Annotated in this window: 19 protein-coding genes; 15 read left to right on the top strand and 4 right to left on the bottom strand. The window is 69.7% G+C overall.

The features are described from left to right. Positions 1 to 114: 114 nt before the first annotated feature. The 8 genes from ACIRA5_RS21825 (at position 115) to ACIRA5_RS21790 (ending at position 6,766) form a co-directional block, all read left to right on the top strand. Positions 115 to 876, top strand: a complete 762-nt coding sequence (locus tag ACIRA5_RS21825) for a helix-turn-helix transcriptional regulator (protein WP_403693036.1) — start codon at positions 115 to 117, stop codon at positions 874 to 876. Continuing rightward, positions 873 to 2,297, top strand: coding sequence for a Fe-S cluster assembly protein SufB (gene sufB, locus ACIRA5_RS21820; RefSeq protein ID WP_101405820.1), 1,425 nt, complete (start codon positions 873 to 875; stop codon positions 2,295 to 2,297). Before ACIRA5_RS21825 ends, sufB begins: the two co-directional genes overlap by 4 nt. 91 nt (positions 2,298 to 2,388) lie before the next feature. Beyond that, positions 2,389 to 3,570, top strand: coding sequence for a Fe-S cluster assembly protein SufD (sufD, locus tag ACIRA5_RS21815; protein WP_403693035.1), 1,182 nt, complete (start codon positions 2,389 to 2,391; stop codon positions 3,568 to 3,570). Further along, positions 3,570 to 3,899, top strand: a complete 330-nt coding sequence (locus tag ACIRA5_RS21810) for a bifunctional 3-phenylpropionate/cinnamic acid dioxygenase ferredoxin subunit (RefSeq protein ID WP_054235896.1) — start codon at positions 3,570 to 3,572, stop codon at positions 3,897 to 3,899. Before sufD ends, ACIRA5_RS21810 begins: the two co-directional genes overlap by 1 nt. A 7-nt stretch (positions 3,900 to 3,906) precedes the next feature. Continuing rightward, the gene (gene sufC, locus ACIRA5_RS21805) at positions 3,907 to 4,689 is read left to right on the top strand and encodes a Fe-S cluster assembly ATPase SufC (RefSeq protein ID WP_403693033.1); all 783 of its coding nucleotides are present in this window, start codon (positions 3,907 to 3,909) and stop codon (positions 4,687 to 4,689) included. Beyond that, a complete protein-coding gene (locus tag ACIRA5_RS21800) occupies positions 4,686 to 5,942 on the top strand; it encodes a cysteine desulfurase (RefSeq protein WP_403693031.1) in 1,257 nt (418 codons plus the stop codon). Before sufC ends, ACIRA5_RS21800 begins: the two co-directional genes overlap by 4 nt. A gap of 15 nt (positions 5,943 to 5,957) precedes the next feature. Continuing rightward, positions 5,958 to 6,431 (top strand): Fe-S cluster assembly sulfur transfer protein SufU, encoded by a 474-nt coding sequence (gene sufU, locus ACIRA5_RS21795; RefSeq protein ID WP_403693029.1) that lies wholly within the window; start codon positions 5,958 to 5,960, stop codon positions 6,429 to 6,431. Continuing rightward, positions 6,428 to 6,766, top strand: a complete 339-nt coding sequence (locus ACIRA5_RS21790; protein WP_054235892.1) for a metal-sulfur cluster assembly factor — start codon at positions 6,428 to 6,430, stop codon at positions 6,764 to 6,766. Before sufU ends, ACIRA5_RS21790 begins: the two co-directional genes overlap by 4 nt. Positions 6,767 to 6,835: 69 nt before the next feature. Here ACIRA5_RS21790 and ACIRA5_RS21785 read toward each other — a convergent pair whose 3' ends face one another. Further along, a complete protein-coding gene (locus ACIRA5_RS21785; protein ID WP_403693027.1) occupies positions 6,836 to 7,810 on the bottom strand; it encodes an AbfB domain-containing protein in 975 nt (324 codons plus the stop codon). A 283-nt stretch (positions 7,811 to 8,093) separates the two neighbouring features. Between ACIRA5_RS21785 and ACIRA5_RS21780 the strand changes: the two genes are divergently transcribed. The 4 genes from ACIRA5_RS21780 to dapD all read left to right on the top strand — a co-directional run bounded on the left by ACIRA5_RS21780 (position 8,094) and on the right by dapD (position 11,162). After that, a complete protein-coding gene (locus ACIRA5_RS21780) occupies positions 8,094 to 9,098 on the top strand; it encodes a sulfotransferase family protein (protein ID WP_403693026.1) in 1,005 nt (334 codons plus the stop codon). 65 nt (positions 9,099 to 9,163) lie between these two features. Beyond that, positions 9,164 to 9,484: a multidrug efflux SMR transporter gene (locus tag ACIRA5_RS21775; RefSeq protein WP_352048571.1), complete on the top strand. Its 321-nt coding sequence runs from the start codon at positions 9,164 to 9,166 to the stop codon at positions 9,482 to 9,484. Beyond that, positions 9,484 to 10,023: a TetR family transcriptional regulator gene (locus ACIRA5_RS21770; RefSeq protein ID WP_351302965.1), complete on the top strand. Its 540-nt coding sequence runs from the start codon at positions 9,484 to 9,486 to the stop codon at positions 10,021 to 10,023. The genes ACIRA5_RS21775 and ACIRA5_RS21770 overlap by 1 nt, the downstream gene beginning before the upstream one ends. 149 nt (positions 10,024 to 10,172) lie before the next feature. Then, positions 10,173 to 11,162, top strand: coding sequence for a 2,3,4,5-tetrahydropyridine-2,6-dicarboxylate N-succinyltransferase (gene dapD, locus ACIRA5_RS21765; RefSeq protein WP_067364257.1), 990 nt, complete (start codon positions 10,173 to 10,175; stop codon positions 11,160 to 11,162). A 176-nt stretch (positions 11,163 to 11,338) separates the two neighbouring features. Here dapD and ACIRA5_RS21760 read toward each other — a convergent pair whose 3' ends face one another. Beyond that, complete coding sequence (locus tag ACIRA5_RS21760) at positions 11,339 to 11,701, bottom strand: hypothetical protein (protein ID WP_403693024.1); 363 nt, start codon at positions 11,699 to 11,701, stop codon at positions 11,339 to 11,341. A gap of 333 nt (positions 11,702 to 12,034) precedes the next feature. On the opposite strand from ACIRA5_RS21760, the gene ACIRA5_RS21755 reads away from it, so the two are divergent. Further along, a complete protein-coding gene (locus ACIRA5_RS21755; RefSeq protein ID WP_403693023.1) occupies positions 12,035 to 12,382 on the top strand; it encodes a DUF1330 domain-containing protein in 348 nt (115 codons plus the stop codon). A 46-nt stretch (positions 12,383 to 12,428) separates the two neighbouring features. Here the strand turns inward: ACIRA5_RS21755 and helR are convergent, their stop codons facing one another. Further along, the gene (gene helR / locus ACIRA5_RS21750; RefSeq protein WP_403693021.1) at positions 12,429 to 14,597 is read right to left on the bottom strand and encodes an RNA polymerase recycling motor ATPase HelR; all 2,169 of its coding nucleotides are present in this window, start codon (positions 14,595 to 14,597) and stop codon (positions 12,429 to 12,431) included. Positions 14,598 to 15,009: 412 nt separating this feature from the next. On the opposite strand from helR, the gene ACIRA5_RS21745 reads away from it, so the two are divergent. Both ACIRA5_RS21745 and ACIRA5_RS21740 read left to right on the top strand, forming a co-directional pair. Continuing rightward, positions 15,010 to 15,570 (top strand): SigE family RNA polymerase sigma factor, encoded by a 561-nt coding sequence (locus ACIRA5_RS21745; RefSeq protein WP_403693334.1) that lies wholly within the window; start codon positions 15,010 to 15,012, stop codon positions 15,568 to 15,570. Continuing rightward, positions 15,567 to 16,769 carry a WD40 repeat domain-containing protein gene (locus tag ACIRA5_RS21740; protein ID WP_403693019.1) on the top strand — a complete coding sequence of 401 codons (1,203 nt, stop codon included), beginning with the start codon at positions 15,567 to 15,569 and terminating at the stop codon, positions 16,767 to 16,769. Before ACIRA5_RS21745 ends, ACIRA5_RS21740 begins: the two co-directional genes overlap by 4 nt. Here ACIRA5_RS21740 and dapA read toward each other — a convergent pair whose 3' ends face one another. Continuing rightward, on the bottom strand, positions 16,770 to 17,696 hold the full coding sequence (dapA, locus tag ACIRA5_RS21735) for a 4-hydroxy-tetrahydrodipicolinate synthase (protein WP_403693017.1): 927 nt from the start codon (positions 17,694 to 17,696) through the stop codon (positions 16,770 to 16,772). Between the last annotated feature and the right edge of the window lie 17 nt (positions 17,697 to 17,713).

Raw genomic sequence — 17,713 nt, 5'->3', positions numbered from 1 at the left:
CGATCAAAGATCGTTTCCGCAGGTCACCTTAGGTATACCTAAGTGATGTAGCGCACCGCCCGCCTCGGGGGGTGCGGCTTGTCAGGCTCCAGGGAATTACGCAACAATGGCGTTGTGAAAAACGTTGGCGAGGCTCGGGAGACCCCCACGGGGGCCCCTCAGGAGGAACTCGCGACCGGTGAGCGCTCGACGCGCAACCGTGTCGCGCGGTCCATCCTGGATCACGGCCCGTCGACCGTGACCGACCTCGCGGGACGGCTGGGCCTGACCCAGGCCGCCGTGCGCCGTCATCTCGACGCACTGGTCGCCGACGACGTCGTGGAAGCACGGGAACAGCGGGTCTACGGAGCGCGTACACGCGGCCGTCCCGCCAAGGTGTTCGCCCTGACCGACTGCGGCCGGGACGCCTTCGACCAGTCCTACGACAAGCTCGCCGCGGACGCGATGCGCTGGATCGCGGCGCGCGAGGGCGGGGACGAGGCGGTCGTCGCGTTCGCCCGCGCCCGGATGGCCGCCCAGGCCGAGGCGTACCGCAGGGCCGTCGAGGCCGCCGCGCCGGAGCAGCGCACCGAAGCGTTGGCCAAGGCCTTGAGTGCGGACGGGTACGCTGCTGCAGCGCGTAGCGCACCGGTCGGCGAGCAGCTCTGCCAGCACCACTGCCCGGTCGCTCATGTCGCCGAGCAGTTCCCGCAACTGTGCGAGGCGGAGACCGAGATCTTCTCCCAGCTGCTCGGCACCCATGTGCAGCGGCTGGCCACCATCGCCCACGGCGACGGTGTGTGCACCACGTTCATCCCCAAGATTTCCAAGATTTCCGAATCTGATTTTCCTAGCCACAACGCATCTGCAAGTACCGCCGGGAGGAACCCCGCATGACGCTCCCCATCGAGGAGACTGCCCACCCTGAGCTCGAGGGTCTGGGTACGTACGAATACGGCTGGGCCGACTCCGACGTGGCCGGTGCCTCTGCCAAGCGCGGTATCAACGAGGACGTCGTCCGCGACATCTCCGCGAAGAAGAACGAGCCGGAGTGGATGACCAAGCTCCGCCTCAAGGGCCTGCGCCTCTTCGAGAAGAAGCCCATGCCCAACTGGGGCTCGGACCTGTCCGGGATCGACTTCGACAACATCAAGTACTTCGTGCGCTCCACGGAGAAGCAGGCGGAGTCCTGGGAGGACCTGCCCGAGGACATCAAGAACACGTACGACAAGCTCGGCATCCCGGAGGCGGAGAAGCAGCGCCTCGTCGCCGGTGTCGCGGCCCAGTACGAGTCCGAGGTCGTCTACCACCAGATCCGCGAGGACCTGGAGGAGCAGGGCGTCATCTTCCTCGACACCGACACCGCCCTCAAGGAGCACCCGGAGCTCTTCAAGGAGTACTTCGGCACCGTCATCCCGGTCGGCGACAACAAGTTCGCCTCGCTGAACACCGCCGTGTGGTCCGGTGGCTCCTTCATCTACGTGCCGAAGGGCGTGCACGTCGAGATCCCGCTCCAGGCCTACTTCCGTATCAACACGGAGAACATGGGCCAGTTCGAGCGGACGCTGATCATCGTCGACGAGGACGCCTACGTCCACTACGTCGAGGGCTGTACGGCGCCGATCTACAAGTCGGACTCCCTGCACTCCGCGGTGGTCGAGATCATCGTGAAGAAGGGCGCCCGCTGCCGCTACACGACCATCCAGAACTGGTCGAACAACGTCTACAACCTGGTCACCAAGCGCGCCGTGGCGTACGAGGGCGCGACCATGGAGTGGATCGACGGCAACATCGGCTCCAAGGTCACCATGAAGTACCCGGCCGTCTACCTGATGGGCGAGCACGCCAAGGGTGAGACCCTCTCCATCGCCTTCGCGGGCGAGGGCCAGCACCAGGACGCGGGCTCCAAGATGGTCCACATGGCGCCCAACACGTCGTCGAACATCGTGTCGAAGTCCGTGGCGCGCGGTGGCGGTCGTACGTCCTACCGCGGTCTGGTCGAGATCGGCGAGGGCGCCCACGGTTCGAAGTCGAACGTGCTGTGCGACGCGCTGCTCGTCGACACCATCTCCCGCTCCGACACCTACCCGTACGTCGACGTCCGTGAGGACGACGTGTCCATGGGTCACGAGGCGACGGTCTCCAAGGTCTCCGAGGACCAGCTCTTCTACCTGATGAGCCGCGGTCTGACGGAGTTCGAGGCGATGGCGATGATCGTGCGCGGCTTCGTCGAGCCGATCGCCAAGGAGCTGCCCATGGAGTACGCGCTTGAACTCAACCGGCTGATCGAGCTGCAGATGGAAGGCGCGGTCGGCTAAGACCCGCCGCCCGGAAAACAGCTGGTGGCCCGCCCCTTCCGGCGGGCCCGAGGATCTCAACCGACGCAGGAAAGAGAGCAGACCGACAGCCATGGCTGAGGCTCAGAACATCCCGGTGGGTTCCACCACCGCCGGACAGATCGCGGTGGCCGCCGAGTCGACCGTCGCCACGCGCATGAGCGCGCCCCCGTCCTTCGACGTGGCGGACTTCCCGGTCCCCCACGGCCGCGAGGAGGAGTGGCGGTTCACCCCGCTGGAGCGCCTGCGCGGGCTGCACGACGGGACCGCGGTCGCGAACGGCGACGGCCTGAAGGTCGACGTGGAGGCGCCCGCGGGCGTCGTCGTGGAGACCGTCGGCCGTGACGACGCGCGCCTCGGCCGGGCGGGCACCCCGGTGGACCGCGTCGCCGCCCAGGCGTACTCCGCGTTCGAGAAGGCCGGCGTGATCACCGTCCCCAAGGAGACGGTGCTCACCGAGCCCATCCGCGTCGCGGTGCACGGCGAGGGCGGGGTCGCCTACGGCCACCAGGTCGTGGAGCTCGGAGCCTTCGCCGAGGCCGTCGTCGTCATCGACCACACCGGTGACGCCGTGCTCGCCGCCAACGTCGACTACATCCTGGGCGACGGCGCCAAGCTCACCGTCGTCTCCGTCCAGGACTGGGACGACAAGGCCGTGCACGTGGGCCAGCACAACGCGCTGATCGGCCGGGACGCCACGTTCAAGTCGTTCGTGGTCACCTTCGGCGGCGACCTCGTGCGCCTGCACCCGCGCGTGGCCTACGCCGGCACCGGTGGTGAGGCCGAGCTGTTCGGTCTGTACTTCACGGACGCGGGCCAGCACCAGGAGCACCGTCTGCTGGTCGACCACAACACCCCGCACTGCAAGTCGAACGTCGCCTACAAGGGCGCGCTCCAGGGCGACGGCGCGCACGCCGTGTGGATCGGTGACGTCCTCATCGAGGCCAAGGCCGAGGGCACGGACACGTACGAGATGAACCGCAACCTGGTTCTGACCGACGGCGCCCGCGTCGACTCCGTGCCGAACCTGGAGATCGAGACCGGCGAGATCGTCGGCGCCGGACACGCCTCCGCGACCGGCCGCTTCGACGACGAGCAGCTCTTCTACCTGATGGCCCGCGGCATCCCCGCCGGCGAGGCCCGCCGACTGGTGGTCCGCGGCTTCTTCGCCGAGCTCGTGCAACAGATCGGTGTCGACGACATCGAAGAGCGGCTCCTCGTGAAGATCGACGAGGAGCTGGAGGCGTCCGTCTGATGACTGCCTCGTCGACGTTCGTACGCGCCTGTGGGCTGAGCGAGCTGGAGGAGGACACCCCGAAGCGGGTGGAACTCGACGGCACGCCGGTCTCGGTCGTGAAGACCGAGGGGGAGGTGTTCGCGATCAACGACATCTGCTCGCACGCGAACGTCTCGCTCTCCGAGGGCGAGGTGGAGGACTGCCAGATCGAATGCTGGCTGCACGGCTCCGCGTTCGACCTGCGCACCGGCAAGCCGTCCGGCCTTCCCGCGACGCGCCCCGTCCCCGTATACCCCGTAAAGATCGAAGGGGACGACGTACTCGTCTCCCTCACCCAGGAGTCCTGAGGAACCCATGGCAACGCTTGAAATCCACGACCTGCACGTCACCGTCGAGGCCGACAACGCCACGAAGGAGATCCTCAAGGGCGTCGACCTGACCGTGAAGCAGGGCGAGACGCACGCCATCATGGGCCCCAACGGCTCCGGCAAGTCGACCCTCGCCTACTCCCTCGCGGGCCACCCGAAGTACACGATCACCGGCGGCACCGTCACCCTCGACGGCGAGGACGTCCTGGAGATGTCCGTCGACGAGCGCGCCCGCGCGGGCCTGTTCCTGGCGATGCAGTATCCGGTCGAGATCCCCGGTGTCTCGGTCTCCAACTTCCTGCGCACCTCCGCCACGGCCGTCCGCGGCGAGGCCCCCAAGCTGCGCACCTGGGTGAAGGAGGTCAAGGAGACCATGGAGCGCCTCTCCATGGACCCCTCCTTCGCCGAGCGCAACGTGAACGAGGGCTTCTCCGGCGGTGAGAAGAAGCGCCACGAGATCCTCCAGCTGGAGCTGCTCAAGCCGAAGATCGCGATCCTCGACGAGACCGACTCAGGCCTGGACGTCGACGCCCTGCGCGTCGTCTCCGAGGGAGTCAACCGCGTCCGCGAGACCGGCGAGGTCGGCACCCTGCTGATCACGCACTACACGCGCATCCTGCGCTACATCAAGCCCGACTTCGTCCATGTCTTCTCCGGCGGCCGCATCGTCGAGTCCGGCGGCGCCGAGCTCGCCGACAAGCTGGAGAACGAGGGCTACGAGGCTTATGCGAAGCATGAAGTCGACACGAAGGGTGGCGCATCCGCGTGACACAGCTGCCGGGCCTCCTCGACACCGAGGCGATCCGCAAGGACTTCCCCATCCTGGACCGTCAGGTCCACGACGGCGCGAAGCTCGTGTACCTGGACAACGCGGCGACCTCGCAGAAGCCGCGCCAGGTGCTGGACGCCCTGAGTGAGTACTACGAGCGCTACAACGCCAACGTCCACCGCGGTGTGCATGTGCTCGCCGAGGAGGCCACGGCGCTGTACGAGGGTGCGCGCGACAAGGTCGCCGCGTTCATCAACGCGCCGAGCCGCGACGAGGTGATCTTCACCAAGAACGCCTCCGAGTCGCTCAACCTCGTGGCCAACATGCTCGGCTGGGCCGACGAGCCCTACCGGGTCGACCACGAGACCGAGATCGTCATCACCGAGATGGAGCACCACTCCAACATCGTGCCGTGGCAGCTGCTGGCGCAGCGCACGGGCGCGAAGCTGAAGTGGTTCGGTCTCACCGACGACGGCCGCCTCGACCTGTCGAACATCAACGAGATCATCACCGAGAAGACGAAGATCGTCTCCTTCGTGCTGGTGTCGAACATCCTGGGCACCGTGAACCCGGTCGAGGCCATAGTCCGCCGCGCCCAGGAGGTCGGTGCGCTGGTCTGCATCGACGCCTCGCAGGCCGCGCCGCACATGCCGCTGGACGTCCAGGCACTCCAGGCCGACTTCGTGGCCTTCACCGGCCACAAGATGTGCGGTCCGACGGGCATCGGCGTGCTGTGGGGCCGCCAGGAGCTCCTGGAGGACCTGCCTCCGTTCCTCGGTGGCGGCGAGATGATCGAGACGGTGTCGATGCACTCGTCGACGTACGCCCCGGCGCCGCACAAGTTCGAGGCGGGCACCCCGCCGATCGCGCAGGCGGTCGGCCTCGGCGCGGCGATCGACTATCTGAACGCGATCGGCATGGACAAGATCCTCGCCCATGAGCACGCGCTCACCGAGTACGCGGTGAAGCGGCTCGGCGAGGTCCCCGACCTGCGGATCATCGGCCCGACCACGGCCGAGGACCGCGGCGCCGCGATCTCGTTCACCCTGGGTGACATCCACCCGCACGACGTGGGCCAGGTCCTGGACGAGCAGGGCATCGCGGTCCGGGTCGGACACCACTGCGCACGCCCGGTCTGCCTGCGGTACGGAATTCCTGCGACCACGCGAGCGTCGTTCTATCTGTACTCCACGCCGGCCGAGATCGACGCACTGGTGGACGGCCTGGAGCACGTCCGGAACTTCTTCGGCTGAGGGGCTGGCTGAGACGTGAAGCTTGATTCGATGTACCAGGAAGTCATCCTGGACCACTACAAGCACCCCCATGGGCGAGGCTTGCGGGATGGCGATGCCGAGGTGCACCACGTCAACCCGACGTGCGGCGACGAGATCACGCTGCGCGTGAAGTACGACGGCGAGCAGATCGCGGACATCTCGTACGAGGGGCAGGGCTGCTCCATCAGCCAGGCCTCGGCGTCCGTGCTGAACGAGCTCCTCGTCGGCAAGGACGTGTCCGAGGCGCAGAAGATCCAGGAGACCTTCCTGGAGCTGATGCAGTCCAAGGGCAGGATCGAGCCCGACGACGCGATGGAGGAGGTGCTGGAGGACGCGGTCGCGTTCGCCGGTGTCTCCAAGTACCCGGCCCGGGTCAAGTGCGCCCTCCTGAGCTGGATGGCATGGAAGGACGCGACGGCCCAGGCGCTGGGCGACGGGCCCGAGAAGGCAGTGAGGAAGACGGCATGAGCGAGAACGAGACCCTGACGATGAAGCCGGCCTCGGAGGAAGAAGTCCGTGAGGCGCTGTACGACGTCGTCGACCCCGAGCTGGGCATCGACGTCGTCAACCTCGGCCTGATCTACGGCATCCACATCGACGACGCGAACATCGCGACGATCGACATGACCCTGACGTCCGCGGCCTGCCCGCTCACCGACGTCATCGAGGACCAGGCCAAGTCCGCCACGGACGGCATCGTCAACGAACTGCGCATCAACTGGGTCTGGATGCCGCCGTGGGGCCCGGACAAGATCACGGACGACGGGCGTGAGCAGCTTCGGGCGCTCGGGTTCAACGTCTGAGTCCGCGCACACCCTCGCACACGTCTGTGGCCCCCGGCGGTTCGCCGGGGGCCACAGGTGTTCCTGCGTTCAGGACCAGCCGTTCACCACACGGAACGTCGAGTCCGCGCGGAAGAGCTGACTGTTGTCGTCTCTGTCCAGGCGGAGCTGGAAGTTGCGGTGGCGCAGATAGCGGCCCGGGTAGTTGATCGACTCCAGCATGACGCCACCGGCGTACGGGGACGTCCGGGGGCAGAAGGTGGCGTCCTTCCTGAAGAGGTCGGAGCCGTCGTTGCGGTCGGCGCGCAGATAGAAGTTGCGGTGGCGCAGATAGGCGCCGTCGGCGGTGGCGAAGGAGTAGCAGTGGGAGTTGCCGAGTCCCGCCACCACCCTGAAGCTCGCGTCCTGCTTGGTCGATCCCGAACTGCCCGAATCCACCGGATCGAGCCGTACGAAGCCGTTGCTCAGATGCCAGTAGCGGTTCGGGTAGTTGACCGACTGGAGCGACTTCCGCGAGGAGACGGGCTTGGACTCGGGAGGCTTGCTGGACGAGGCGGTCTTCGACGGCTCGGTGGTGCCGGCGACGGGCTTGTCGTCGGACCCCTGTTCCGAGGGCCCCGGTGAGGCCGGGTCCGACGCGGTGGAGGTGGAGCCGGAGTGCCGCGGGGAGGACAGGGCGTTCTTGCCTGCCGGGGCCGTGGTGCTGCCGTCGGCCGAGGCGGAGAAGCCGGGTATGAACGGGACGTCGGTGTCGGAGGCGGTGTGGTCCGCCCGGTTCTTCGACGCGGCGTCAGTGTTGCTGTCCAGTACGGCGATCGCGGTCGCGGTGGCGATGAGTACCGCCACCGCGAGTCCGCCGGCCATCCACAGCCGTCGGGTTCCGGGCAGCCGTCCCTCGTCCGGGAACTCCCCGGACTCCCAGGGCACCGGCGGCTCGACGAAGGGAGGCAGTTCCGCAGGATAGGGAGTGCCTTGGGGGGTGGGGCGCCAGGCGGGTTCCTCCGAAGTGGGCACGGGCTGGTCGGGCCCGGGCTCGGGTTCGGACTCTGGCGTTGTTTCTGGCATGCGCGTTCCTCCAGCGTCGCCCAAGGCGCACGCGGATTCGTCTACTGGTCTCAGCACAAGAGGGGGCGCAGGCACACGGAACGGCGGTAGCCGTGGAAACCCGGTGCGCGACTGGTGAAACAGTAGTGGACTTGGTGACTTCTGAGCAGCCGTTTCCCCACTGATCCCGGTGGCCCCACGGGGATTCATGGGGGTTCGTGGGATTTCATGGGCGTGGTGGCTTCACATGGCATTCTCAGTGTGATCCAAGTCCGGGCTCATCGGGGCGCGACAGCGTGAGGTCGTGTCCGCTTCTGTGCAACCCACCCCCACACGTCCGGTGTTCGTCCTCGGCTGCCCCCGCTCGGGAACCACGCTTCTCCAGCTGATGCTGCACGCCCATCCACGGATCGCCCTGCCGCCCGAAACCCGCTTCGTGCTCCCCGCCTACGAAGGAAGGCTGGCGTTCGGCGATCTGGCGGAGCGCGACAACCGGGCCGGGCTCGCGCGCTGGATCACGGGCCGCAGGGAGACCCGCTTCCACGAGCTCGGGCTGGACGCCGGTCGCGTGGCCGAGCGGATCACCGACGGGCCGCCGACCCTCGGTTCGGCCCTCGGGATCGCGCTCCGGGCGTACGCCGAGGAGCACGGCAAGGTGCGCTGGGGCGACAAGCGGCCCGCGTACGCCCTGCACGTGGCGGAGATCCTGCGGCTGTTCCCCGACGCACAGTTCGTCCACCTCGTACGGGACGGCCGGGACTGCGTCGCCTCACTGCTCCGGATGCCCTGGTGGCACCGGGGATTTCATGAGGCCGTCGCGACCTGGGCACAGGTCGTGGACACCACCCGCAAGTACGCGCGCGAACGGGGCCCGGACAGCTGGTACGAACTTCGCTTCGAGGACCTCGTGGCCGATCCCGCGGGTCAACTCCGGGGCGTGTGCGGGTTCCTGGGCGAGGAGTACGCCCCCGGGATGACCGAGCCGCACCGCGTCGCGGGCATGGCCGTACCTGCCCGCAAGACCTGGCACCGGCGCACCCGCGGCGCACTGGACACCTCCCGGGCGGGCACCTGGACCACCGGGCTGACACCCGATCAAATACGGCTGAGCGAGGCCGTGTTGGGCGAACGGCTGACCTCGTACGGCTACGAACTCGCCGGAGCCGTCCGTCCCGACCCCGCCGAACTGCTGCGCTACCGGCGGGTGGAGGTGCTGCGCCGGGCCGCCCACGCCAAGCGGCGGACGCTCGACCGCCTGGTGCGGATACGCGAACCGGGGCCGGTGGCCTGCCGACCGGCCGCGGGGTGAGCTGTGGCGAGGGGGCCCGCGCTCGTTGTGTACGTGCGTACGCATCGATGCGTACACTCGTACACATGGGATACGCACTGCTCGCCGGAGCCATCGCCTCCGAGGTGGCCGCCACGACCGCCATGAAGTACAGCGAGGGCTTCAGCAGGCTCTGGCCCTCGCTGGTGACCGTCCTCGGATACGTCATCGCCTTCGTGCTGCTCGCGCAGTGCCTCAAGACCGTCCAGGTCGGCACGGCCTACGCGATCTGGGCCGGCGCCGGCACCGCCGTCATCGCCGCGATCGGCATGGTGTTCCTCGGCGAGGCGCTCAACCTCACCAAGGTCGCCGGGATACTGCTGATCATCGGCGGGGTCGTGGTGCTGAACCTCGGTGGGGCCCACTGATGGCGGCGCGCCGCTACGACCCCGAGCGGCGGCAGCGGATCATCGACGCGGCGATCCGGGTCGTGGGGGCCAAGGGACTCGCCGGGCTGAGCCACCGCACCGTCGCCGCCGAGGCCGATGTGCCGCTCGGCTCCACCACGTACCACTTCAAGACCCTCGACGAGCTCATGGTCGCCGCGCTGCGCCAGGCGAACGAGGGCTTCGCCAAGGTGATCGCCGCGCGCGGCGCGCTGGAGGACCCCCGAGCCGACCTCGCCGGTGAACTCGCCGGGCTGATGGGGGAGTGGCTCGCGGGCGACCGTACGGGGGTGGAGCTGGAGTACGAGCTCTACCTCGCGGCGCTGCGCCGACCCGCCCTGCGCCCCGTCGCCGCCGAATGGGTCCAGGATCTCGCCGAACCCCTCGCCCGCCGTACCGACCCCGTCACCGCGAGGGCGCTGGTGGCGCTGGTGGACGGGATCTGTCTGCAGGTGCTGCTGACGGGGGCCTCGTACGACGAGGGGTATGCGCGGGAGGTGCTGGGGCGGGTGATCGGCTGAGGGGGAGGGGCCGGCGCGGGGGCACGCGCGGGGTGCGAGGGCCGGGTCCTGCCGGGCGTCCCGTGGAGGGGGCGTACGGGGCGCCCGGCACGTGAGATGGCGGGTGTACCGGTTCGCTCGTGCGCCCCGGGCCGCGTTAGGTTTCACCCATGACCGACACGACTGCTACTCGCACCACCGGCGCCGTCGCCGCCGGCCTCGCCACCCTCACGGCCGACGGCACCGTCCTCGACACCTGGTTCCCCGCGCCCGAGCTGTCCGCCGAACCCGGCCCGGCCGGCACCGAGCGGCTGTCCGCCGAGCGTGCCGTCGAACTGCTCGGCGAAGGCGCCGCCAAAGCCATCGGGCCCGACGCCCGCCGGGGCGTCGAAGTGGTCGCGGTCCGCACGGTCATCGCCTCACTGGACGAGAAGCCGATCGACGCGCACGACACCTACCTGCGCCTGCACCTGCTCTCGCACCGCCTCGTGAAGCCGCACGGCCAGAGCCTGGACGGCATCTTCGGTCACCTCGCCAACGTCGCCTGGACCTCGCTCGGCCCGGTCGCGGTGGACGACGTCGAGAAGGTGCGCCTCAACGCCCGCGCCGAGGGCCTGCACCTCCAGGTGACGTCCATCGACAAGTTCCCGCGCATGACCGACTACGTCGCCCCCAAGGGCGTCCGGATCGCCGACGCCGACCGCGTCCGGCTCGGCGCGCACCTCGCCGAGGGCACCACCGTCATGCACGAGGGCTTCGTGAACTTCAACGCGGGCACGCTCGGCACGTCGATGGTCGAGGGCCGCATCTCGGCCGGTGTCGTGGTCGGCGACGGCTCCGACATCGGCGGCGGCGCCTCCACCATGGGCACCCTGTCCGGCGGTGGCAACGTCCGCATCACCATCGGCGAGCGCTGCCTGATCGGCGCCGAGGCGGGCGTCGGTATCGCCCTCGGCGACGAGTGCGTGGTCGAGGCGGGGCTGTACGTCACCGCGGGCACCCGCGTGACCATGCCCGACGGGCAGATCGTCAAGGCCCGCGAGCTGTCCGGTGCGTCGAACATCCTCTTCCGCCGCAACTCGGTGACCGGAACCGTCGAGGCACGGCCGAACAACGCGGTGTGGGGCGGCCTGAACGAGATTCTGCACAGCCACAACTGATCACGGGTGGCCGTGACCTGCGGCAGCCCTCTCGATCAACGCCCCGACCTGCTGCCGAGCGGTCGGCGGCTGTCGACGCTGGTCACCATCGAGCGCCCTTCCACGGCCCCAGGTCGGCCGGGAGGGCGTTCGTTGCCACTCCAGGCACCCGTCTTCATACCTGAGCCGGCTCGACCTCAGCGGTGCCGGAGCGGCTCAGCCGGCACGGCACGCGGATCTTTCAACGCCGCGTATGCGCGCTCGACCTCGCCCAGGTACTGCTCCAGGCGGAAGCGAGCCTCCTCGACCACCGTGCCATCGAGGCCCGGGTACATCAGGTCGGACCAGAGGACCGTCTCGCCCCGGAGCCGGACCCGGATGGTCAGCCTGTCCGGCCCTGCCTCGGGCTGCTCCTGGGCCGCCACCTCCACCGTGCGCGGCCTGTCCGTCGGACAGAGCGGTCCGCCCGGGCGGAGCAGCCGCCTCGGATCGAGGCCGGCCATTCCGCCGGCGCTGCGCGCGACCATGTCGAGGCCGTCGACGAAGAGGTACGTGTGCACGGCAGCACACGCCGGCGGCCCAGGACACGCGCTGATGAGCAGCGTGCTCGCGGCGCCATCGCTTGGCCCGTCGGGCACGGTGGCCCTCAGCGCGCGCGGCGACCTACGCGGCATCCGCCTGATGTGACGTCATGGGCCGACCCTAGCGGCTGCGCCGCACCAGTTCGCAAGAGCACGTTCCCTGTTGGTCGCCGTCGGATCGGGTACGCCCGGGCATGCGCGCCGGCAGTCCGCGCCGCGGGCGGGGGCCGCTTACCTCTCAGGTCATCGACCGGGGTGCGCCCGCATGCCAGGCTTCCGGCGTACGGAGCCCGACCGACCGGAAGGACCACCATGCCCGCCTACGCCATTGCTCACCTGCAAGAGGCCGCCCCGCACCCGGAGATCGCCGAGTACATCGAGCGCATCCCCACCACCTTCGAGCCGTACGGCGGACGCTTTCTCGTGCACGCCGCGCAGCACGAGGTGAAGGAGGGCAGTTGGCCCGGGCACGTCGTCGTGATCGGGTTCCCGGGGATCGCCGAAGCGCGGGCCTGGTGGGACTCACCCGCATACCAGGAGATCGCACCGCTGCGGTCGCGGCACATCGACGGCGAGATCATCCTGGTCGAAGGAGTCCCCGAGGGTTACGACCCGACCGCCACCGCAAAGGCGATGCGGGAGGCCCTGCCTGCAAAGTAGCCCGCGGGCACTGAGGGTTCGTCATCGGGTGCGGGGAACGGCTTCATCAGCTCGTGAGGACGACGAGTTGCCGGGTCGCTCGGGTCATCGCGACATAGCGGTCGACCGCTCCTTCGATGCCTTCGCCGAACGCCTCCGGGTCGATGAGGACGACCAGGTCGAACTCGAGCCCCTTCGACAGCTCCGGGGTCAGCGAACGGACGCGGGACGTCGTCCGGAAGGAGGGATCACCGATGACGCAGGCGATCCCGTCGGCGTGCGTGGCGAGCCAGGTGTCGAGGATCGAACCCAGATCCGCGGCGGATCCGTGGACGACGGGAACGCCGCCGCTGCGGATCGACGTCGGCACATTGGCGTCCGGGAGCACGGCCCGGATGACCGGCTCGGCCTCCACCATGATCTCTTCCGGAGTGCGGTAGTTGATGCTCAGGGAGGCCGACTCGATCCGGTCGAGCCCGATCCGCTCGAGCCGTTCCCGCCACGACTCCGTGAAACCGTGCCTGGCCTGGGCGCGGTCCCCGACGATGGTGAAGCTCCGGGACGGGCACCGCAGCATCAGCATCTGCCACTCAGCGTCGGTGAGCTCCTGGGCCTCGTCCACGACGATGTGCGCGAACGGGCCCGCCAGCAGGTCCGGTTCGGTGCCGGGCAGCGCGCTCTCGTCGACCAGGGTGTCGCGCAGGTCCTGTCCGTGCAGCATGCCCAGCGCGCCCTCGCTCTCGTCGATCACGACGTTCTGCAGCAGGCTGTCGATGACGTCGGCCCTGCGCGCGCGTTCGGCGGCCACGGCGGCTTCGTTGCGACGCCTGCGCCGCGCCGCCTCCGGGTCGCCGAGCCGCTGCCGTGCCGTGTCCAGGAACGGCAGGTCGGACACCGTCCAGGCCTGGGCGTCCGCGCGCTGCAGCTTCCGGACCTCGTCGGGGCCGAGCCAGGGTGCGCACTTGCGCAGGTAGGCGGGTACCGACCACAGATCTGACACGAGGTCGGCCGCTTCGAGCAGCGGCCACGCGCGGTTGAAGGCCAGGAGCAGCTCCCTGTTCCGCCGCAGCGACGTGCGGAGCAGGTCGGCCGAGACGTCGTCGTCATGCGCCGGGGCGTCGTCGTGCCTGTCCATCAGAATCGTGAGCAGTTCCTCCCAGACCTGGTCGCGGGCCTCGTTGTGCGGAGTACCGGGTTCCGCCGCTTCGAACGCCATGGCCCAGTCGTCGGCGCTCAGCCAGATGTCGGACCAGTGGGTCGTGACCGTCATCCCCTTGGTGGGCGGCTCCTCGTAGAACCTGACGGCCGTCTCGATCGCCTTCACCAGGTTCGTGGACGACTTCAGGGCGGCCACGTCCGGGTCGGCCTCGATCGTCGCCGCGGCTCCCTCGGCGACGAGGTCCCGCAGGACGCACGTCTGCACGCCCTCCTCTCCGAGGCTGGGCAGGACGTCGGCGACGTACGCCAGGTAGGGCCGGTGCGGACCGACGAACAGTACGCCGCCCCGGCGGTGACCGAGGCGCGGGTCGGAGTGGAGGAGGTAGGCGGAGCGGTGCAGGGCGACGACCGTCTTACCCGTACCCGGGCCGCCGTCGACGACGAGAGCGCCGCGTGATCCCGCGCGGATGATGGCGTCCTGGTCGGCCTGGATGGTGCCGAGCACGTCCCGCATCCGCCCCGACCGGTCGCCGCCCAGGCTGGCGATGAAGGCGGACTGGTCGTCGAGCGCGGCGTGCCCGGCGAACCCGTCCGAGGTGAACACCTCGTCCCAGTAGTCGCCGATCCGGCCGCGCGTCCAGCGATACCTGCGGCGGCTCGCCAGCCCCATCGGGTTGGCGTGGGTGGCTCCGAAGAACGGCTCGGCGGCAGGGGAGCGCCAGTCGGTCAGCAGCCGACGACCCGTGCTGTCCGTAAGGCCGAGTCGTCCGACGTACACGGGCTCGGGGCTGTCCGCGCCGACCATGTGCCCCAGGCACAGGTCCAGACCGAAGCGACGCAGTGCGCGCAGGCGAGCGGTCAGCCGGTGGATCTCGCTGTCCCGGTCCATCGCCTGCCGGCCGAGGCCGCCGGGCGCCCTGCGCGCGGCGTCGAGGCGGTCGGTCAGCTCGGCGATCGACTGCTCCAGGCACCCCGCGAGGGCCGCGAAGTGCTGTTCGTCGCCGGCGATCAGTGTCGGGTCGGCCTTGGCGGAGAGGCGGTCGGGAAGGTCGAACGCGCTGGTGGTCAGGGGGTTCACGTCGTTGGCTCCGAATGCTGCGAAGGTGAGGTCGCTCGTGACCCTTGCGCGCGGCAAGGCGTGTGGACCGGTGTGTGCGGGTTCTCGTGCGCGGGGTTGTGACGGGGCGGTCCCGTGGGGTTCATGCGGACATGCGGCGCTACCGACTCCTCGTCGATTCCGGCCTCGGCCGGAGATTCTGCGGCACGACGGGGGCCTTGCCGCAAGCCCCCCGGTGCGCTATAAGTTGAGAGTGGCAAGGAGTGGGTCATCACCTCCTTGCCTTTTCTCTTGTCGCCTTTCTCCTTCATCCGCCGTGGAATTGATCGTGGCCCCGGGGCATAGCGGCGGCCGGTCACACGCGTCACAAGGGGGTACAGGGGCGGGCCGTGAGGGCCGTCGGAGCAGACCCTCGGGGAAGACGTAGGTGACGATGGATGCCGAAGCGCAGAAGAGCTTCCGGGATTTCGTGGCGAATCGGTCGTCCACGCTGTTGAGGACGGCCGTGCTGCTCAGCGGCGGCGACCGGCACGCCGCCGAGGATCTGCTGCAGAACGCCCTGATCAAAGCCGCGGGGCGATGGCACCGGATCGACGAACCCGAGGCGTACGTACGGCAGGTCCTGTACCGCCAGCAGGTGAGCCGCTGGCGGCTGAAGTGGCCCCGGCGCGAGTTGAGCGTCGCCGAGCCGCCCGAGGGCGGGTTCCACGACGCGGACGCCTCGTCCGCCGCGGAGTTGCGGGTCGTGATGCGAGGGGCGCTGGCCCGGCTCACCGCCCGGCAGCGCACCGTGCTCGTCCTGCGCTACTTCGAGGACCTGCCCGAGGCCGACGTGGCCCGCCTCCTCGGCTGCTCCGTCGGGACCGTACGGTCCACCACCCACCGCTCGCTCGCCCGGCTGCGCGCCCTCGCCCCCGAACTGGCCGCACTCGGCCCGGGCGACGACGAGCGGCCGTCGTCCCGTGACTTCTCGCCGCTGGAGGTGCGCCCGTGAACGTCGACGACCTCGTCCGAGACTCCTTCCACGAGCAGGTCGCGGATCTCGCCCCGCCGCCCGTGGACTTCGCCGACCGGGTACTGGCCGTGCGACGGCGCCGCCGGACCCGCACGATCGTGTCCGCCGCCGTGGCCACCGCCGCGGCGGTCGCCGTCGCCGTCGCGATGCCCGTGCTGGGCACCGGCAAGGACGACGTGCGTCCGGCGAACGTCCTGAACGAGAACGACATCATCGCCCACCCCGGCCAGACCCCACCGCGCGACCTGATCGCGGCCGGGGGAGTCGCGCTGGCCGCGTACTACACCCAGACGAACGTCAAGCTGTCGGCCACGCGCCACGCCGACGTCCGCACGTACTGGCTCCTCGACGCGCGCACCCGTACGTACGAGAAGACGAAGTGGTCGTTCGTGGCGGTCGCCCCCGGCCTGCGGACCGCCGCCGTCCTGGAGCGGACACTGCCCGCACAGCGGATCGGTCTGCTCAACCTGCTCACCGGCAAGGTGGAGCGCTGGATTCCGGTCGACCACACCGTCGGAGCGGTCGCGTTCTCGCCCGACGGCCGCAAACTCGTCGCGACGACCTACAAGAAGAACCCCGATCTGCATGTCACGCCGAAGGGCGATCAGGGCAGCCCCTGGCCGAACTTCCAGGAGCCGGGCCGGACCGGTTTCTACGTCGTCGATGTCGCTTCCGGTGAGGCGGCGTCCTGGAACGAGGTGTCGCCCGGCGACGGCAGCGGCCTCAACGACCGCCAGGACTTCGGCTTCAGCCACGACGGAAACCTGGTCTACACCGGGTTCACCACGACACCGGGCCAGTACTTCTACGACTTCCGGGGCCACCAGGTTCCAGCACCCGCGCACGAGAAGCACCTGCCCTGGTACGTCGACGCGCGGCTGTCCCCGGACGGCAGGCACGCCGCGGGCGACTTCGCGGGCGGCGCGGAGAACACCGCTTCCGCGATCCTGGACCCCGTCACCGGCAGGCGGATCACGACCGTACGCGGGCAGGAACTGCTCGCCTGGGTCGACAACAAGCGCCTGATCGCCTGGGACATCACGCCGGGCTCGAACGAGTTCCACAACCGGCTCGTGGTCGTCGCCCTGGGCAGCGGCAAGGAGGTACCGCTGAGCGGATTCCGGGGTGGCCAGGACGGCGCCGCCGGGCGCTGGACACCGGTCTTCGCCAAGCGCTGATCAGGCGGCCGCCAACTCCTCGTACGCCGCCAGCAGTCCGTCGGTCACCTCCCGGCCGGCGGCCCGCAGCGGCGGGCGGACCGGACCCGCGGGCAGGCCGAGCCGGGCGAGCAGGGCCTTGGCCGTGACCGTGCCAGGCAGGCCCGAGGACATCATCAACTCGATGAGCGGGACGGCGCGTTGTTGCCGACGGGCCGCCTCCGCCGTGTCCCCCGCCTCGAACGCGTCGAGGATCGCGCGGAAGGGGCCGGGGGCGGCGTTCGCCACCGTGCTGATGTACCCGGTCCCGCCGACCGCCCGCAGCGCGAGCACCTGCTCGTCGCAGCCCGCGTAGTACGCCAACTCCGCGCGGGCCAGCACCTTCTGGGTGCCGAGGAGGTCGTACGCGCAGTCCTTGACGGCCACGATCCGGGGGTGCTCGGCGAGCCGGATCAGGGTGTCGGGCTCGATGCGGGTGCCGGTGCGGCCGGGAATGTCGTACAGCGTGAGCGGCAGTCCGGTGGCGTCGGCGATCTCCCGGAAGTGGGCCTCGACGGCGTCCTGCGGAGGCCTGCTGTAATACGGCGTCACGACCAACAGGCCGTCCGCGCCCGCCTTTTCGGCCGCCAGGGCCAGTTCGACGGTGTGCCGCGTGTCGGCGGTGCCGACGCCCGCGACGATCACGGCCCGGTCGCCGACTGCCTCGCGCACGGCGCGTACGAGCGCGGACTTCTCGGCGTCGGTCGTGGTCGGGGACTCGCCCGTGGTGCCGGACAGGACCAGGCCGTCGCAGCCCGCGCGGACCAGCCGGTCGGCGAGCCGCCCCGCCCCGTCGAGGTCGAGCGCGCCCGCGTCGGTGAAGGGCGTGACCATCGCGCAGAGCGCACGGCCGAAGGGAGGGGTGGGGGAAGAAGCGGGGGGAGGGGCGGAGGGGGCCGAGGTCGTCATATGCGTAGTCTCGGCAT

The organism is Streptomyces sp. NPDC096311 (assembly GCF_044763085.1).
In the GTDB taxonomy this organism is placed as follows: Bacteria; Actinomycetota; Actinomycetes; order Streptomycetales; family Streptomycetaceae; genus Streptomyces.
Note: the sequence above shows the minus strand (reverse complement) of the source record. Positions and strands in the feature narration are given on the sequence as shown.

What these genes read in the sequence shown, in the direction of transcription:
- sufB (WP_101405820.1), top strand. Translation starts at nt 873, where the DNA reads ATGACGCTCCCCATCGAGGAGACTGCCCACCCTGAGCTCGAGGGTCTG.
- sufD (WP_403693035.1), top strand. Translation starts at nt 2,389, where the DNA reads ATGGCTGAGGCTCAGAACATCCCGGTGGGTTCCACCACCGCCGGACAG.
- ACIRA5_RS21810 (WP_054235896.1), top strand. Translation starts at nt 3,570, where the DNA reads ATGACTGCCTCGTCGACGTTCGTACGCGCCTGTGGGCTGAGCGAGCTG.
- sufC (WP_403693033.1), top strand. Translation starts at nt 3,907, where the DNA reads ATGGCAACGCTTGAAATCCACGACCTGCACGTCACCGTCGAGGCCGAC.
- ACIRA5_RS21790 (WP_054235892.1), top strand. Translation starts at nt 6,428, where the DNA reads ATGAGCGAGAACGAGACCCTGACGATGAAGCCGGCCTCGGAGGAAGAA.
- ACIRA5_RS21785 (WP_403693027.1), bottom strand. Translation starts at nt 7,810, where the DNA reads ATGCCAGAAACAACGCCAGAGTCCGAACCCGAGCCCGGGCCCGACCAG.
- ACIRA5_RS21775 (WP_352048571.1), top strand. Translation starts at nt 9,164, where the DNA reads ATGGGATACGCACTGCTCGCCGGAGCCATCGCCTCCGAGGTGGCCGCC.
- ACIRA5_RS21770 (WP_351302965.1), top strand. Translation starts at nt 9,484, where the DNA reads ATGGCGGCGCGCCGCTACGACCCCGAGCGGCGGCAGCGGATCATCGAC.
- dapD (WP_067364257.1), top strand. Translation starts at nt 10,173, where the DNA reads ATGACCGACACGACTGCTACTCGCACCACCGGCGCCGTCGCCGCCGGC.
- ACIRA5_RS21755 (WP_403693023.1), top strand. Translation starts at nt 12,035, where the DNA reads ATGCCCGCCTACGCCATTGCTCACCTGCAAGAGGCCGCCCCGCACCCG.
- ACIRA5_RS21745 (WP_403693334.1), top strand. Translation starts at nt 15,010, where the DNA reads ATGGATGCCGAAGCGCAGAAGAGCTTCCGGGATTTCGTGGCGAATCGG.
- dapA (WP_403693017.1), bottom strand. Translation starts at nt 17,696, where the DNA reads ATGACGACCTCGGCCCCCTCCGCCCCTCCCCCCGCTTCTTCCCCCACC.